This is a genomic window from Microbacterium sp. bgisy203, assembly GCF_965345155.1.
GTDB lineage: Bacteria > Actinomycetota > Actinomycetes > Actinomycetales > Microbacteriaceae > Microbacterium.
Genome location: NZ_CBDRLZ010000001.1, coordinates 531,393 through 546,079 on the forward strand (window position 1 = coordinate 531,393; position 14,687 = coordinate 546,079).

The 14,687-nt window shown below is 70.3% G+C and carries 16 protein-coding genes; 10 read left to right on the forward strand and 6 right to left on the reverse strand.

All coding sequences use genetic code 11. From position 1 onward, the window contains the following. Window positions 1–179: 179 nt before the first annotated feature. On the forward strand, window positions 180–773 hold the full coding sequence (locus ACRVYW_RS02600; RefSeq protein ID WP_431801392.1) for an exonuclease domain-containing protein: 594 nt from the start codon (window positions 180–182) through the stop codon (window positions 771–773). 45 nt (window positions 774–818) lie between these two features. Beyond that, complete coding sequence (locus ACRVYW_RS02605) at window positions 819–2,078, forward strand: DNA recombination protein RmuC (protein ID WP_431801394.1); 1,260 nt, start codon at window positions 819–821, stop codon at window positions 2,076–2,078. A gap of 39 nt (window positions 2,079–2,117) precedes the next feature. On the opposite strand, the gene ACRVYW_RS02610 is transcribed toward ACRVYW_RS02605, so the two are convergent. Together ACRVYW_RS02610 and glpX are read right to left on the reverse strand one after the other, a co-directional pair. Then, window positions 2,118–2,339, reverse strand: coding sequence for a UDP-N-acetylmuramyl pentapeptide phosphotransferase (locus ACRVYW_RS02610; protein ID WP_431801396.1), 222 nt, complete (start codon window positions 2,337–2,339; stop codon window positions 2,118–2,120). A 174-nt stretch (window positions 2,340–2,513) separates the two neighbouring features. Beyond that, window positions 2,514–3,506 carry a class II fructose-bisphosphatase gene (gene glpX, locus ACRVYW_RS02615; protein WP_431801398.1) on the reverse strand — a complete coding sequence of 331 codons (993 nt, stop codon included), beginning with the start codon at window positions 3,504–3,506 and terminating at the stop codon, window positions 2,514–2,516. A 188-nt stretch (window positions 3,507–3,694) separates the two neighbouring features. On the opposite strand from glpX, the gene fbaA reads away from it, so the two are divergent. Further along, window positions 3,695–4,726, forward strand: coding sequence for a class II fructose-bisphosphate aldolase (gene fbaA, locus ACRVYW_RS02620; RefSeq protein WP_431801400.1), 1,032 nt, complete (start codon window positions 3,695–3,697; stop codon window positions 4,724–4,726). A 76-nt stretch (window positions 4,727–4,802) separates the two neighbouring features. On the opposite strand, the gene ACRVYW_RS02625 is transcribed toward fbaA, so the two are convergent. From ACRVYW_RS02625 to ACRVYW_RS02635, 3 genes are all read right to left on the reverse strand, one after another. After that, window positions 4,803–5,321: an MOSC domain-containing protein gene (locus tag ACRVYW_RS02625; protein ID WP_431801402.1), complete on the reverse strand. Its 519-nt coding sequence runs from the start codon at window positions 5,319–5,321 to the stop codon at window positions 4,803–4,805. A gap of 81 nt (window positions 5,322–5,402) precedes the next feature. After that, window positions 5,403–6,005, reverse strand: a complete 603-nt coding sequence (locus ACRVYW_RS02630) for a DUF6264 family protein (protein ID WP_431801404.1) — start codon at window positions 6,003–6,005, stop codon at window positions 5,403–5,405. Continuing rightward, window positions 6,002–6,991, reverse strand: coding sequence for a 4-hydroxy-3-methylbut-2-enyl diphosphate reductase (locus ACRVYW_RS02635; protein ID WP_431801406.1), 990 nt, complete (start codon window positions 6,989–6,991; stop codon window positions 6,002–6,004). The genes ACRVYW_RS02630 and ACRVYW_RS02635 overlap by 4 nt, the downstream gene beginning before the upstream one ends. A gap of 155 nt (window positions 6,992–7,146) precedes the next feature. Between ACRVYW_RS02635 and xseA the strand changes: the two genes are divergently transcribed. The 7 genes from xseA to ACRVYW_RS02670 all read left to right on the forward strand — a co-directional run bounded on the left by xseA (window position 7,147) and on the right by ACRVYW_RS02670 (window position 13,185). Beyond that, window positions 7,147–8,421 carry an exodeoxyribonuclease VII large subunit gene (xseA, locus tag ACRVYW_RS02640; RefSeq protein ID WP_431801408.1) on the forward strand — a complete coding sequence of 425 codons (1,275 nt, stop codon included), beginning with the start codon at window positions 7,147–7,149 and terminating at the stop codon, window positions 8,419–8,421. A gap of 23 nt (window positions 8,422–8,444) precedes the next feature. Then, window positions 8,445–8,675 (forward strand): exodeoxyribonuclease VII small subunit, encoded by a 231-nt coding sequence (locus ACRVYW_RS02645; RefSeq protein WP_431801410.1) that lies wholly within the window; start codon window positions 8,445–8,447, stop codon window positions 8,673–8,675. Next, window positions 8,672–9,298 (forward strand): DUF4245 family protein, encoded by a 627-nt coding sequence (locus tag ACRVYW_RS02650; RefSeq protein ID WP_431801412.1) that lies wholly within the window; start codon window positions 8,672–8,674, stop codon window positions 9,296–9,298. The genes ACRVYW_RS02645 and ACRVYW_RS02650 overlap by 4 nt, the downstream gene beginning before the upstream one ends. After that, window positions 9,295–9,963 carry a carbonic anhydrase gene (locus ACRVYW_RS02655; RefSeq protein ID WP_431801414.1) on the forward strand — a complete coding sequence of 223 codons (669 nt, stop codon included), beginning with the start codon at window positions 9,295–9,297 and terminating at the stop codon, window positions 9,961–9,963. Before ACRVYW_RS02650 ends, ACRVYW_RS02655 begins: the two co-directional genes overlap by 4 nt. A 119-nt stretch (window positions 9,964–10,082) precedes the next feature. Continuing rightward, on the forward strand, window positions 10,083–11,480 hold the full coding sequence (locus ACRVYW_RS02660; protein ID WP_431801749.1) for a class II fumarate hydratase: 1,398 nt from the start codon (window positions 10,083–10,085) through the stop codon (window positions 11,478–11,480). A gap of 50 nt (window positions 11,481–11,530) precedes the next feature. After that, the gene (locus ACRVYW_RS02665) at window positions 11,531–12,532 is read left to right on the forward strand and encodes a sensor histidine kinase (RefSeq protein ID WP_431801416.1); all 1,002 of its coding nucleotides are present in this window, start codon (window positions 11,531–11,533) and stop codon (window positions 12,530–12,532) included. After that, window positions 12,529–13,185 (forward strand): response regulator transcription factor, encoded by a 657-nt coding sequence (locus ACRVYW_RS02670; RefSeq protein ID WP_431801418.1) that lies wholly within the window; start codon window positions 12,529–12,531, stop codon window positions 13,183–13,185. Before ACRVYW_RS02665 ends, ACRVYW_RS02670 begins: the two co-directional genes overlap by 4 nt. 98 nt (window positions 13,186–13,283) lie before the next feature. Here the strand turns inward: ACRVYW_RS02670 and ACRVYW_RS02675 are convergent, their stop codons facing one another. Next, on the reverse strand, window positions 13,284–14,633 hold the full coding sequence (locus ACRVYW_RS02675; protein WP_431801420.1) for a PhoH family protein: 1,350 nt from the start codon (window positions 14,631–14,633) through the stop codon (window positions 13,284–13,286). Window positions 14,634–14,687 lie beyond the last annotated feature (54 nt).

Here is a 14,687-nt window from a genome sequence, read left to right on the forward strand (position 1 = left end):
CGCATGACCTCCTGATACGACGAGAGACCAGGGAGGGGCGGCCGCAGCGGGTCCGCCCCTCCCTTTTTCGTGCGCGCACCCCTCTCGTGCGCGCGGCCGTCGCGCGCCGAGCACGTTTCCGGCGGCGGGGCGCGGCGCGCCTGGACCGCGATGTCCGAGACCGGGGAGAGAGTGATCTCGTGCCCCTGGATTTCACCGCGATCGACTTCGAGACGGCGAACTCCTCCAGCGCCTCCGCCTGCGCCGTGGGCCTCGCCCGCGTCCGCGACGGGCGCGTCGTTGACACCGCCGGGTGGCTCATCCAGCCGCCGCCCGGGCACGACCGGTTCTTCGAGCTGAACATCGGCATCCACGGCATCCGTCCGTCCGATGTGCGTGACGCGCCGACGTGGACGCAGCAGCTGCCCGACCTCACCGCGTTCGCGGGTGACGACGTGCTCGTCGCGCACAACGCCGGCTTCGACATGGGCGTTCTCCGGCGCGCGTGCGAGGCGACGGATGCCGCATGCCCGCCCGCCAGGTACCTGTGCAGCCTCCAGGTGGCACGGAAGACGTACGACCTGGCGTCCTACCGCCTTCCGCTCGTCGCGGCGGCGGCCGGATTCCTCGACTTCGCGCACCACGACGCCGCCGCCGACGCGCTGGCGTGCGCGCACATCGTGATCGACGCCGCCGCACGCGCCGGAGCCACCGACGTCATCGAACTCGCGATGCTCCTCGGCGTGCGCGTGCCGCAGATCCCCACCCCGGCGACCGCCTCCGCCCCGCGCTGAGCGCGCCGGACCGCCGATGTCCGACCCCTCCGTCACCATGGGGTCATGGATGCCTTCATCGTCACCGCGATCGCGGTCGTCACCCTCCTCGCCGGGTTCCTCGCGGGCTGGTTCGGCGCCTCGGCGCGTGCCGCGGAGCGCGCGAGCGACGAGCGCGCGGCCCTGTCAGCGCGGGCGGTGGCCGCCGAGGCGGCGCACCGCTCCCTCTCTGACCAGCTCGAGCAGCAGCGGGCCCTGACGCGCGAGCTCGGTGCGCAGTCCCGCGCCGATCAGGTCACCCAGCAGGAGCGCGAACGCCGCGAGCAGGTCGTGCTGCGCGCGCTCGCGCCGGTGCAGGAGACGCTGCAGTCGATGCAGCGTAAGGTCGACGAGCTCGAGCGTGAGCGCGGCGCGCAGTACGGGTCGCTCACCGAGCAACTGCGCCGCGCGCACGAGGCAGATGAGGCGCTTCGGGCGACCACGGAATCGCTCGCCGGCGCTCTGCGCTCCAACGCAACGCGCGGGGTGTGGGGCGAGACGCAGCTCCGCCGCGTCGTCGAGGCGGCGGGACTCACCCGCTACGTCGACTTCGACGTCCAGGCCTCACTCACGTCCGACGCGGGCGATGGACGGCCCGACATGGTCGTGCGCCTGCCCGGCGACAAGGCTCTCGCGGTCGACGCGAAGGTGCCGCTCGACGCGTATTTGGAGGCATCCGCGATCCCCGTCACGGCGCAGGGCGATCAGGCCGCGCAGCGTACCCGGCTCCTCCAGAAGCACGTGAAGGCCGTGCGGGCCCACATCGACGCGCTCGCGGGCAAGCAGTACTGGGCGGGGTTGTCGTCGAGTCCCGAGTTCGTCGTGTGCTTCCTTCCGAGCGAGTCGCTCCTCGCCGCCGCGCTCGACGAAGACCCGAGCCTGCTCGATTACGCGTTCTCGCGCCGCGTCGCCCTCGCCTCCCCGGTGAACCTCTGGGCCGTGCTCAAGACCGTCGCGTACACCTGGACCCAACAGGACGTCTCCACCGAGGCGCGGCGGCTGTTCGACCTCGGCAATGAGCTCTACCAGCGCCTGGGCGGCCTCGCGACGCACACCGACGACCTGCGCCGAGCGATCGAGCGCACCGTCGACAGCTACAACCGCTTCGCGGGGTCGCTCGAGTCACGGGTTCTCGTGAGCGCGCGGCGCTTCCCCGGGATCGACGACACGAAGCTGGATGCCGTCGCCACGCCCGCGAGCATCGAGAAGACGCCCCGCAAGCTTGCTGCCCCCGAACTGACCGAGCACCTCAGCGCCGACGTCGGCGAACTCCGCGAGCGACTGTGACGATCTGTCGGCGAGCGGCGGGAGGACGAAGGGAGGTGGTCAGTATCCGCCCGGGAAGAAGTTGAGAAGACCCACGACGGCGAGGGAGACGCCGACGAACGCGCCGATCATCCACCAGGCGTTGACTTGATGACCTTCGGGCGTACGGCGTCGCAGGAGCACGTCGGGACGGCGTGAGCTGTCGACGACGGGAACGGCGATCTGGCCCGTTCTGGGCAGGGAGATCTGACCCGTTCTCGGATGGCTGGCTGCTGCGGACATGTGAACCCCCGGTGATGACGTAGGACGTGCGGGTCTCCGGTGACCGTCATCCATTGTGCCAGACAGCGCTCGGGAGTCTGCGATTTCACGCGCCGGAACAATGACCCTTGCCCCGGCGGACGTGGCGCGGTATAGGGGGATCACCGCACCCGGAGCTTCACGGCACCCGCGGGCTCACAGCCACTTCGAGGCGAGGTGCTCCGAGGTGATCCGGCGGAGCGTTCCCGACGCGCCGCGCAGCACGATGCTCTCCGTGATGACGTAGTCGGGCCCCGAGCGGCGCACACCGCCGACGAGCTCGCCGTTGGTGACGCCCGTCGCGACGAAGATCGTGTTCTTGCCCGTGACGAGTTCGTCGGCCTCGTAGACGTAGTCGTCGAGCTTCAGGCCCGCGTCGATACCCTTCTGCTTCTCGTCGTCGTCGCGCGGCCACAGCCGGCCCTGGATGTGTCCGCCGAGCGCCTTGATCGCGCACGTGGTCGCGACGCCCTCCGGCGAGCCGCCGATGCCGATGCACATGTCGGTGCGGGCGTTGTAACGGGCGGCGTTGATGCCGCCGGCGACGTCGCCGTCGCTCATCAGACGGGTGCCGGCGCCCGCGTCGCGGATCTGCTCGATCAGCTTCGCGTGGCGCGGCCGGTTGAGCACCGACACGACGAGCTCGTCGATGGGCTTTCCGAGGGCCTTCGCGAGCAGGCGGATGTTCTCGGCGACGGGAAGGCGGATGTCGACGACCCCGACGCCCGCCGGCCCGGTGACGATCTTGTCCATGTAGAAGACGCTCGAGGCATCCAGCATCGTTCCGCGGTCGGAGACGGCGAGCACCGAGAGCGCGTTGTTGCGCCCCTCGGCCGTGAGGGACGTGCCGTCGATCGGGTCGACGGCGATGTCGCACTGCGGCCCGCGGCCCGTGCCGACGTGCTCGCCGTTGTAGAGCATCGGGGCGTTGTCCTTCTCGCCCTCGCCGATCACGATGACGCCGTCGAAGTTGACGGTCGACAGGAAGGCGCGCATCGCATCGACCGCGGCGCCGTCGGCGAGCTCCTTCTGTCCGCGCCCGATGAAGGGAACCGAGCGGATCGCCGCCGCCTCGGTCGCGCGTACCAACTCCAGCGCGAGGTTCCGGTCGGGGTGGAGGGGGCTCATATCCGCGGTCAAACTCACCATGTTTGCACCCTACGGGGATTGCGACGCCTTCGCGGGTCTTTTCGCTGCGCGGCAGCAGAAGAATTCATGATTCTTTTCCACCCGGCAAGCCGCCGGACAGCGACTTTTGCCCGGCGTCATCCCCACCGCGCACCACGCCGCTTCGCTAGAGTGACCAGTGGAGACATCCGCAGACCTGAGGAGTGGAAATGCCCGTCGCAACCCCCGAGCAGTACGCCGAGATGCTGGATCGCGCGAAGGCCGGCGGCTACGCCTACCCCGCGATCAACGCGTCGAGCTCGCAGTCGATCAACGCGATCCTCCAGGGCCTCACGGAGGCCGGCTCCGACGGCATCATCCAGGTCACGACCGGCGGTGCCGACTACTTCGCCGGCCACACCGTCAAGGGCCGCGCGACCGGCGCGATCGCCTTCGCGAAGTTCGCCAGCGAGGTCGCCAAGAACTACCCGATCACCGTCGCCCTCCACACCGACCACTGCCCCAAGCCCGCCCTCGAGGACTTCGTCCTGCCCCTCATCGCGGCATCCGAAGAAGAGGTCAAGGCCGGGCGCAACCCGATCTTCCAGTCGCACATGTGGGACGGCTCGGCCGTGCCGCTCGACGAGAACATCGAAATCGCCAAGGAGCTCCTCCCCCGCCTGAAGGCCATCAACGCGATCCTCGAGGTCGAGATCGGCGTCGTCGGCGGCGAAGAGGACGGCGTCAAGCACGAGGGCTCGAACGAGGCGCTCTACACGACGACCGCGGACGTCGCGAAGGCCGTCGAGGCGCTCGGCCTCGGCGAGAACGGCCGCTGGATCGCCGCCCTGACCTTCGGCAACGTCCACGGCGTCTACAAGCCGGGCAACGTGAAGCTGCGCCCCGAGCTCCTCGGTGAGATCCAGGCCGGCATCGCCGAGCAGTTCCACACCGGCCCGAAGCCGCTCGACCTCGTCTTCCACGGTGGCAGCGGCTCGACCCCCGAAGAGATCGCGACCGCCGTCTCCAACGGCGTCATCAAGATGAACATCGACACCGACACCCAGTACGCGTTCACGCGGTCGGTCGCCGGATTCATGTTCCAGAACTACGATGGTGTGCTGAAGGTCGACGGCGAGGTCGGCAACAAGAAGGCCTACGACCCCCGCGCGTGGGGCAAGGTCGCCGAGAACGGCATGGCCGCCCGCGTCGTCGAGGCGACGCAGCAGCTCGGCTCGACGGGTCACTCCATCAGCATCTGATCACGCTCGACACCGAACGTCCCGGCATCCCTCGACGGATGCCGGGACGTTCGCCGTCCGGCGACGCGGACCGCGCTCAGGGCGCGCGATAGATGTCGAGGATGGTCGGCGCACCCTCGGGCACCGACTCGACGACGATCTCGTCGCCGGCGCGCACTCGGCCCGACTTCCGCACTTTCAGGTACGGTCCGAGGCGCCGGGCGTCGGAGAATCGGCGCACCCAGCCGCGCTCGTCGGCGCCCATGCGCCGGGCGAAGGTCTGGCAGGGAGTCCGCGGCATCGTGACCTCGACACGCACCGTGTCGCCGATCCGCCAGACCTCGCCGACACGGGCGGAGTTCACGTCGATGCCCTCGGTGCGGAGGTTCTCGCCGAAGAAGCCCGGCGGCACGTCGCGCGCGAGCTCCGACTCCCAGTACGTGGCATCCTCCTGCGCGTACGCGTACAGCGCCTTGTCGAGGCCGCCGTGGTGCTTGCGGTCGGCCTGCACGTCGGCGTACACGCCGTAGGGTCCGATCTTCACGGCACCGTCGACCGGCCGCTTGTCGATCGCGGTGACGCCGATGGTCCCGGGGTCGGGCAGGAGCGCGTGCACGGTGCACGGCGAGGAGTGTGGCCATGCCGTCAGCGTACGCGGTGCCCCCGCAGCCCCGGGGAACGGCGGGCGGCGCGGTGCTCAGCCGGAGATGTAGGTCGCGACGGCCGGATCGCCGAGCAGGGGCACCGTCAGACAGACGCTCACGAGGATGCTGGTCACGATCGCGCCCACGAGGGGGATCCACCAGCTGATCCGTCGGCGGGTGAGCGAGTTCCACGCGAGGAGCGCCGTGCCCAGCCACCCCGCGACGAACACGAGCGAGGCGACTTTGCCCCAGATCTCACCCTGCGCGACGTTCGTGAACTCGCCCTCGATGCCTGCGAGCTGCATCCACGTCTGCGCGAACTCGCTGAAGTCCCACAGCTGCGGCAGCACGCTGAAGACGGTGATCAGTCCGTAGACGAGCAGGGCGAGGGTGAGGATCCGGTCCCACATCCGCACGGGGCGCGGGGTCTCCCCCGGCCGCGGCGACTGCGCACCGACCTGCGCCGATGCGGCGTGCGTGCCGTAACCTGTCGGCACGACGGGGGCGGATGCCGGAATGCGCGCGGGCTCGCGGATCGCCGCGCGCTGCTCCTCGGGGGTCGCGTACTCGCCGTACTGCGGCCGAGGGCGCGGATCTCCGCCCGGCAGGGCCGGAGTCGCCCCGGCCGGATCGGATGACGGCGCTTCGCCGCTCACGCCCGCGACCGCCCTCCGAGGGCACGGCCGTCGCGGTTGCCCGCGGCATCCTGCCGGAGTTCCTTCGGCAACGAGAAGATGAGGTCCTCCTCGGCGGTGCGGACCTCTTCGACGTCGCGGTAGCCCGCGCCGGAGAGTTCGTCGAGCACTTCGCGCACGAGCACCTCGGGCACCGACGCGCCACTGGTGACGCCGACCGTTTCGACGCCGTCGAGCCAGGCCTGGTCGATCTCGTGCGCGTAGTCGACGCGGTACGCCGCCTTCGCGCCGTACTCGAGCGCCACCTCGACGAGCCGGACGGAGTTCGAGGAGTTCGACGAGCCCACGACGATCACGAGGTCGGCATCCTTCGCGACCTTCTTGATCGCGACCTGACGGTTCTGCGTCGCGTAGCAGATGTCATCCGACGGCGGGTCCTGGAGCTCGGGGAACCGCTCCCGCAGGCGCCGCACGGTCTCCATCGTCTCGTCGACCGACAGCGTCGTCTGCGATAGCCACACGACCTTCGAGGGGTCCTTCACCACGACGGTGTCGGCGTCGGCGGGCGAGTTCACGACGGTGATGTGCTCGGGCGCCTCGCCTGCGGTGCCCTCGACCTCTTCGTGCCCGTCGTGGCCGATGAGAAGGATCTCGAAGTCGTCGCGTGCGAAGCGCACGGCCTCGCGGTGCACCTTGGTCACGAGCGGGCACGTCGCGTCGATCGCGTGGAGGCCGCGGTCCGACGCCGCGTTCACGACGGCCGGCGACACCCCGTGCGCACTGAAGACGACGTGCGATCCCTCGGGGACCTCATCGACCTCCTCGACGAAGATCGCGCCCTTCGCCTCGAGTTCGGTGACGACGTGGATGTTGTGCACGATCTGCTTGCGAACGTACACGGGCGCGCCGTAGCGGTCGAGCGCCTTCTCGACGGCGATGACGGCACGGTCGACGCCGGCGCAGTATCCGCGCGGCGACGCGAGGAGAACCTTCTTGGAACCCGGCACCGGGTTATCCTGAAGCCGTCCACGCGGCCCCGGGACGTGGGGGACGGGAAGACGGACGGCTGTGCTGCTCACCCTCCGATTCTAGGGAGCGCACGCTGTGTGCGGGCCGCACACACCCGGCATCCCCGCGGGAGAGAACGGAAGGAACGCCGCCGATGACCTCGTTCGCCCCGGCCGCCGGGCAGGCGCCGCCCCCCGACGCCGTGCACCCGCGGGAGTCCTCGCCCGACACGCCGACCTCGATCTCGCGCCTGAACGAGACGATCCGCGGGTTCGTCGCCAACTGGGGATCGGTGTGGGTCGAGGGCGAGATCACCGCGTGGAACGTCCGCGGCGGGCACGTCTTCGGCCGCATGAAGGATGCCGCGGCCGACGCGATGATCTCCTTCCGACTGTGGTCGTCGACCCTCCAGCGCCTGCCGGACGACCTGAAAGTCGGCGACCTCGTCGTCGCGTGCGTCAAGAGCGACTACTTCGTGAAGTCGGGCGACTTCACGTTCACGGTCTCGGCGATGCGGCACACCGGCCTCGGCGACCAGCTCGAGAAGCTCGAGCGCCTGCGCGCACAGCTGCGCTCCGAAGGGCTGTTCGACCCCGCCCGCAAAAAGCGCCTGCCGTTCCTGCCGCATGTCGTCGGACTCATCACCGGCCAGCGCAGCGACGCCGAGAAGGACGTGCACCGCAACGCCGAGCTGCGGTGGCCGGGCGTACGGTTCCGCACGATCCACGCGGCGGTGCAGGGCGACCGGTGCGTCCCCGAAACTCTCGCGGCGCTGAAGACGCTCGACGCCGACCCCGAGGTCGACGTCATCGTCATCGCGCGCGGCGGCGGCGACCCCCAGACGCTGCTGGGCTTCAGCGACGAGCGTCTGCTGCGGGCGGTGGCTGCGGCATCCACCCCGATCGTGTCGGCGATCGGCCACGAGAACGACCACCCCCTGCTCGACGACGTGGCGGACCTCCGCGCGTCGACGCCGACGGATGCCGCGAAGAAGGTCGTCCCCGACGTCGCCGAGCAGCGGGCGCTCGTGCAGCAGCTCCGCGCCCGCGCGCGGACGCGCCTCACGCAGCGGATATCCCACGACGTCGCCCAGCTCGGGCAGCTGCGTTCGCGTCCCGTGCTGCGCGACCCGTCCTCGATGCTCACCTCCCGCGCACAGGAGCTCTGGATCCTCACCTCGCGCGGCCGCGATGTCGTCACCCGGCGCGTCCACGACGGCGAGCGGACGACCGCGCAGCTGCGCGCGTCGCTGCGTGCCCTCTCCCCCGGCGCGACGCTCGCCCGCGGCTACGCGATCGCGCATCTCGAGGGCGGCGTCATCGTGCGGGATGCCGCGCAGGCGCCCGCCGGGGCGGAGGTGACGGTGACGGTCGCCGAGGGCTCGTTCGCCGCTCGCTCCGAGGGCCCCGTCGCGGAGTCGGAGGACTGAGCCCCGCACCGGCGCGACCTAAGATGGAGACCATGACCGCCGACGCCGCAGCCGATGTCGCGAGCCTGTCGTTCGAGCAGGCGCGCGACGAGCTCGTGCGGGTCGTCGCCGAGCTCGAGCAGGGCGCTCCGACCCTCGAGCACTCGCTGAACCTCTGGACGCGCGGCGAAGCTCTCGCCGCCCGCTGCGAGGAGTGGCTGCTGGGCGCCAAGCGTCTCCTCGACGAAGCGCGTCCGACAGAGTCGGAGGCATGATGGCGTCGGGCCCCCGCATCGTCGCCGAACTCGGTCGCCCCGAGACGCCGCAGGAGACCGCGGACCGCAAGGCCTCGGCATCGGCCACGTACCGCTCGAGCAAGACGTTCCGGAACCTCATCGCCGCGCTCCTCATCACGGTCGCCGTCGTGGCCGTCGTGTACCTCGGCGTGCCGCGCGGGTCGCTGCGGGAGCCGGAGCCGGTCGACGTCGCCGCCGTCGCCGAGCGCGTGTCGGCCTCGACCGACCACACCCTCGTCGTACCGGCCGTGCCCGATGCCTGGCGCGCGAACGTCGCCCGCCTCGAGGGCCAGACCTGGCTCATCGTCTACGCCCCCGCCGACGGATTCGTCAACGTCGCGCAGGGCATCGGCGTCGACGACACCTGGGCGCCTCGCCGCCTCGGCAACGTCGCCCCGAGCGGCACCGTCACGATCGACGGCGTCGAATGGGACGAGTACACAATGTCGGACGGGCGCACCGACGCGCTCACCTACGCGCTGTCGACGGATGCCGGCTCGGACACCGTCCTCGTCTACGGCAAGACCGACCCGGGCACCGCGAAGATCGCCGCGGAGGGCCTCACCGAGCAGATCCGCGACCTCCGGGAGGAGACGCCATGACGGGTACCGCGACCGATCCGACCCGCAACGACGGCCACGCCGCACCCGCCGAGGTGTGGGAGGAGATGCGCGAGGGCAACGCCCGCTTCGTCGCCGGCGAACCCCGCCACCCCCGTCAAGACGCCGACCGCCGACACGAGCTCGCCGCCGCGCAGACGCCCCGCGCCGCCCTCTTCGGCTGCGCCGACTCGCGTCTCGCCGCGGAGATCATCTTCGACCAGGGTCTCGGCGACCTGTTCGTCGTCCGCAACGCCGGCCAGGTCGCCTCCGACTCGGCGATCGCGAGCCTCGAGTACGCCGTCTACGCCCTCGACGTCTCGCTCATCATCGTCCTCGCCCACGACGCCTGCGGGGCCGTCCGCGCCGCGATCGACTCGACCGCCCTCGCGAGCCCCGAGCTCCCTCCGCACATCTGGCGCCTGATCGCGAAGATCGTCCCCGCCGCGCGCACCGTGCTGCGCGAGACCGACGCGATCGACCCGCGGGAGCTGGATGCCGAAGAGGTCGGCATCGCGCACCTGCGGAACACGATCGACGACCTGCTCGCCTCGTCACGTCTCATCGCCGACGCCGTCGCCGAGGGGCGCCTCGGCATCGTCGGTGCGAACTACCGTCTCGGCGAGGGCACCGCGATCCCGCACGTCGCCGTCGGCGTCGACGCCTGACCGCTGCGGATCCCACAGATCCCTCATCCACGCAGACCCTTCATCCACACAGACCCCCCCCTGCACACCCACTCACGCGCCGAGGCGCACACACACCGGAGAACAAGGACGTGACCGACATGACCGACACCGCCGAGTACCGCATCGAGCACGACACGATGGGCGAGGTGCGCGTTCCGAAGGACGCGCTGTACGCCGCCCAGACGCAGCGCGCGGTCGAGAACTTCCCGATCTCGGGTACCGGCCTCGAGTCCGCGCAGATCGCCGCGCTCGCCCGCATCAAGAAGGCCGCTGCCCTGGCCAACAAGGATCTCGGCACGCTCGACGCAGGCGTCGCCGACGCGATCGCCGCCGCCGCCGACGACGTGATCACGGGCCGCTACGACGACCAGTTCCCCGTCGACACCTACCAGACCGGGTCGGGCACGTCGTCGAACATGAACATGAACGAGGTTCTCGCGACCCTCGCGACGCAGAAGCTCGGCGCGACCGTGCACCCGAACGATCACGTCAACGCGTCGCAGTCGTCGAACGACGTCTTCCCCACCTCCGTGCACATCGCCGTCACGCAGGCGCTGATCGAGGACCTCATCCCCGCGCTCGACCACCTCGCCACCGCACTCGAGGCGAAGGCCGTCGCGTGGAAGGATGCCGTGAAGTCCGGCCGCACCCACCTCATGGACGCGACCCCTGTCACCCTCGGCCAGGAGTTCGGCGGCTACGCGCGCCAGATCCGCCTCGGCATCGAACGTGTGAAGGCCGTCCTCCCCCACGTCGGCGAGGTCCCCCTCGGCGGCACCGCAGTCGGCACGGGCATCAACACGCCGCTCGGGTTCCCGCAGAAGGTCATCGAGCTCCTCGCCGCCGAGACGGGCCTTCCGATCACCGAGGCCGAGGATCACTTCGAGGCGCAGGCGAACCGCGACGGGCTGGTCGAGGCATCCGGCGCCCTGCGGACGATCGCGGTCTCGCTCACCAAGATCAACAACGACATCCGCTGGATGGGCTCGGGACCGAACACGGGTCTCGGCGAGCTGCACATCCCCGACCTGCAGCCGGGATCGTCGATCATGCCGGGCAAGGTCAACCCGGTCGTCCCCGAGGCGACCCTGATGGTCTGCGCCCGCGTCATCGGCAACGACGCGACCGTGGCGTGGGCCGGGGCATCCGGTTCGTTCGAGCTCAACGTCGCGATCCCCGTCATGGGCACCGCGCTCCTCGAATCGATCCGCCTCCTCTCGAACGCGATGCGCGTCCTCGCCGACAAGACGATCGACGGGCTCGAGCCGAACATGGAGCGTGCCGCCGCGTTCGCGGGCATGTCGCCCTCGATCGTCACGCCGCTGAACAAGCTCATCGGCTACGAGGCCGCGGCCAAGATCGCCAAGCACGCCGTCGCGAAGGGCATCACGGTGCGTGAGGCCGTCATCGACCTCGGCTACATCGAGCGCGGCGAACTCACCGAGGAGCAGCTCGACGACAAGCTCGACCTGCTCTCGATGACCCACCCGGGTTGAGCGGGTCCCGCGTCGCAGGCTCACGGCAGCCGATCCCCCATAATCAGAATGTGAATCGCTCTGTCGGCGCCGCCCGGGTCCATCCCGGGCGGTCGCACGCCGCGCGACGCGGGCGCACCCTCGCGCTCCTGCTGACCACCGTCGGCGCGGGCTTCGCCTGCACGGCGCTGATCGTGCTCACGACGCTCGTCGCGACGCGCGCCGAGGTGTCGTGGCCGGCGGTGTGCGTGTTCACCGGCGGGATGATCGCGACCCTCGCGATCACGGCGGTCGTCGCGTGGACGCTCCTCGACGACACGCACGCGCCCGCCGTCGCCGACAGCGCGGAGGCATCCTTCGACTCGCACCGCCGGCTCCTCGACGACGTGCGCCACGAGCTGAAGACCCCCATCACGATCGTGCGGGGGCACCTCGAGCTGATGGATCCGAACGATCCCGCGGATGCCGCGGCGATCCGCGAACTCGGCATCGCCGAGCTCGATCGCATGACCCGACTGATCGGCGACATCGACCTGCTCGCCGCGGTCGAGGCCGACAGCTTCTCGATGGGCGAGGTCGACCTCGCCGAGCTCACGTCACGCGTGTCGGAGCTCGTCGGCGTCATCCCCGCGCACAGCTGGAGCGTCGAACAGAGCGCCGACGCGCTGATCCGGGGAGACCGCGACCGTCTGCTCCAGGCGTGGCTGCAGCTCGCCGACAACGCCGCGAAGTACACCCCCGAGGGCAGCCCGATCGAGATCGGAAGCGCCGTGCACCCCTCGGGGGCGCAGCTGTGGGTGCGCGACCACGGCCCCGGCATCCCGCCCGCCATGCGCCACCGCGTGTTCCGCCGCTTCGACCGCGGCGTCGGCAAGCGCTCGGTCGGCGGGTCGGGGCTCGGGCTCGCGATCGTCGACGCGATCGCGAAGGCGCACGGCGGACGGTGCCTCGTCACGGACACTCCCGGCGGCGGCGCGACCTTGACGGTCGAGATCCCGCTGGGCACGCGCGCGACCCTTCCCACGCCGGTGCGCGCCGGCGATGTCGTACTCCAGCGAGAGGCCTCCGGATGACACGCATCCTCATCGTCGACGACGAACCGCACATCGTCGCCCTCGTCGCCCGCGCCCTGCACGCGGACGGCTACGAGACCGTCACGGCGGACGACGGCCAGGCGGCCCTCGACCGCGCGCTCGAAGGCGACGTCGACCTCGTCATCCTCGATGTCGGCCTGCCCTCGATGGACGGCTTCGACGTGTTGCGGGCACTCCGCGCGCAGGGCGTCCAGATCCCCGTCATCATGCTCACGGCCCGCTCGGCCACGAGCGACGCGATCGACGGTCTGGATGCCGGAGCGAGCGACTACGTTCCGAAGCCGTTCTCGGTCGCCGAGCTCATGGCGCGCGTGCGATCCCGTCTGCGCGAACGGGTGACGCCGACGGCGACCACCATCACCCAGGGCGATGTCACGATCGACATCCTGACGCGACGGACGACCGTGGCGGGGCGCGACATCGACCTGTCGGCGCGCGAGTTCGCCCTCGCCGAGCAGTTCCTGCGCAACCCCGGCACCGTCCTGACGCGCGAGGTGCTGCTCAGTCGCATCTGGGGCATGGACTTCGACCCCGGCTCGAACGTCGTCGACGTGTACGTCCGCTACCTGCGTTCGAAGCTCGGCTCCGACCACATCGTCACGGTGCGCGGCGAGGGCTATCGCTGGGAGTAGAGGCGTCTCGACACGCTGCGCTCGCTCGACGACCGGGAGGGTGTCCGTGAGGGGGTCCCCCGGTCGTCGAGCGAGGCGCAGGGCCGAGTCGAGACGGCTCAGCTGAGCTCGCCGGCCTCTAGGAGGTCGGTGACGAGCGCCGCGATCGCGGAGCGCTCCGAGCGGGTGAGCGTGACGTGCCCGAAGAGGCTGTGCCCCTTGAGGGTCTCGATGACCGACGCGATGCCGTCGTGGCGTCCGACGCGCAGGTTGTCGCGCTGCCCGACGTCGTGCGTGAGGACGACGCGCGAGTTCTGCCCCATGCGGCTGAGCACCGTGAGGAGCACGTTCCGCTCGAGCGACTGCGCCTCATCGACGATCACGAACGCGTCGTGGAGCGAGCGTCCGCGGATGTGCGTGAGGGGCATGACCTCGAGCATCCCGCGTGCGACGACCTCTTCGAGGACGTTCCCTGAGACAACCGATCCGAGCGTGTCGAACACGGCCTGGCCCCACGGGTTCATCTTCTCGGCTTGGTCGCCCGGCAGGTATCCGAGCTCCTGACCGCCGACGGCGAACAGCGGCCGGAAGACGATGATCTTCTTCTGCTGCTGACGTTCGAGGACGGCGTCGAGACCAGCGCACAGGGCGAGTGCCGACTTGCCCGTGCCGGCGCGGCCTCCGAGCGACACGATCCCGACCTCCGGGTCGAGCAGCAGGTCGATCGCGATCCGCTGCTCCGCCGAGCGTCCGTGCAGCCCGAAGACGTCGCGGTCGCCGCGCACGAGCTTGTATCCGCCGTCGCCGGTGACCCTCCCCAGGGCCGATCCGCGCTCGGAGTGAATGATCAGGCCCGTGTTGATCGGCAGGCCGCGCACGTCGTCGCCCGAGGCGACCTCGGTCTCATAGAGGTCGCTGATGTCGTCGCCCGACACGTTGATGTCGGCGATGCCCGTCCACCCGCTGTCGACGGCCTGCTCGGCGAGGTACTCCTCCGCATGGATGCCGAGGGACGCGGCCTTCACTCGCATCGGCAGGTCTTTCGACACCACCGTGACCTCCTGGCCGTCGTGCGCGAGGTGCATCGCGACGGCGAGGATGCGCGTGTCGTTGTCGCTCAGACGCATGCCCGCCGGAAGCACCGAGGCATCCGTGTTCGCGAGTTCCACGCGGAGCGTGCCGCCCGCGCCGACCGGCACGGGGAAGTCGAGACGCCCGTGCTCGACACGAAGTTCGTCGAGGTGGCGCAGCGCCTGGCGCGCGAAGTAGCCGAGTTCGGGATCGTGGCGCTTCGCTTCGAGTTCCGTGATCACGACGACCGGGACGACCACCGAATGCTCCGCGAAACGGAAGAACGCCCTCGGATCACTCAGCAGCACCGAGGTGTCGAGGACGTACGTGCGGAGGTCCTGTTCCACCCCCTCAGCCTGCTCGATGTGCTGCTGCTGGTCTGGAACTCGTGTGGTCACAACCCGCTCCCGCCCCGGGTGGGATCACCCGGCAGTTTCGAGTCGACCTGGGCC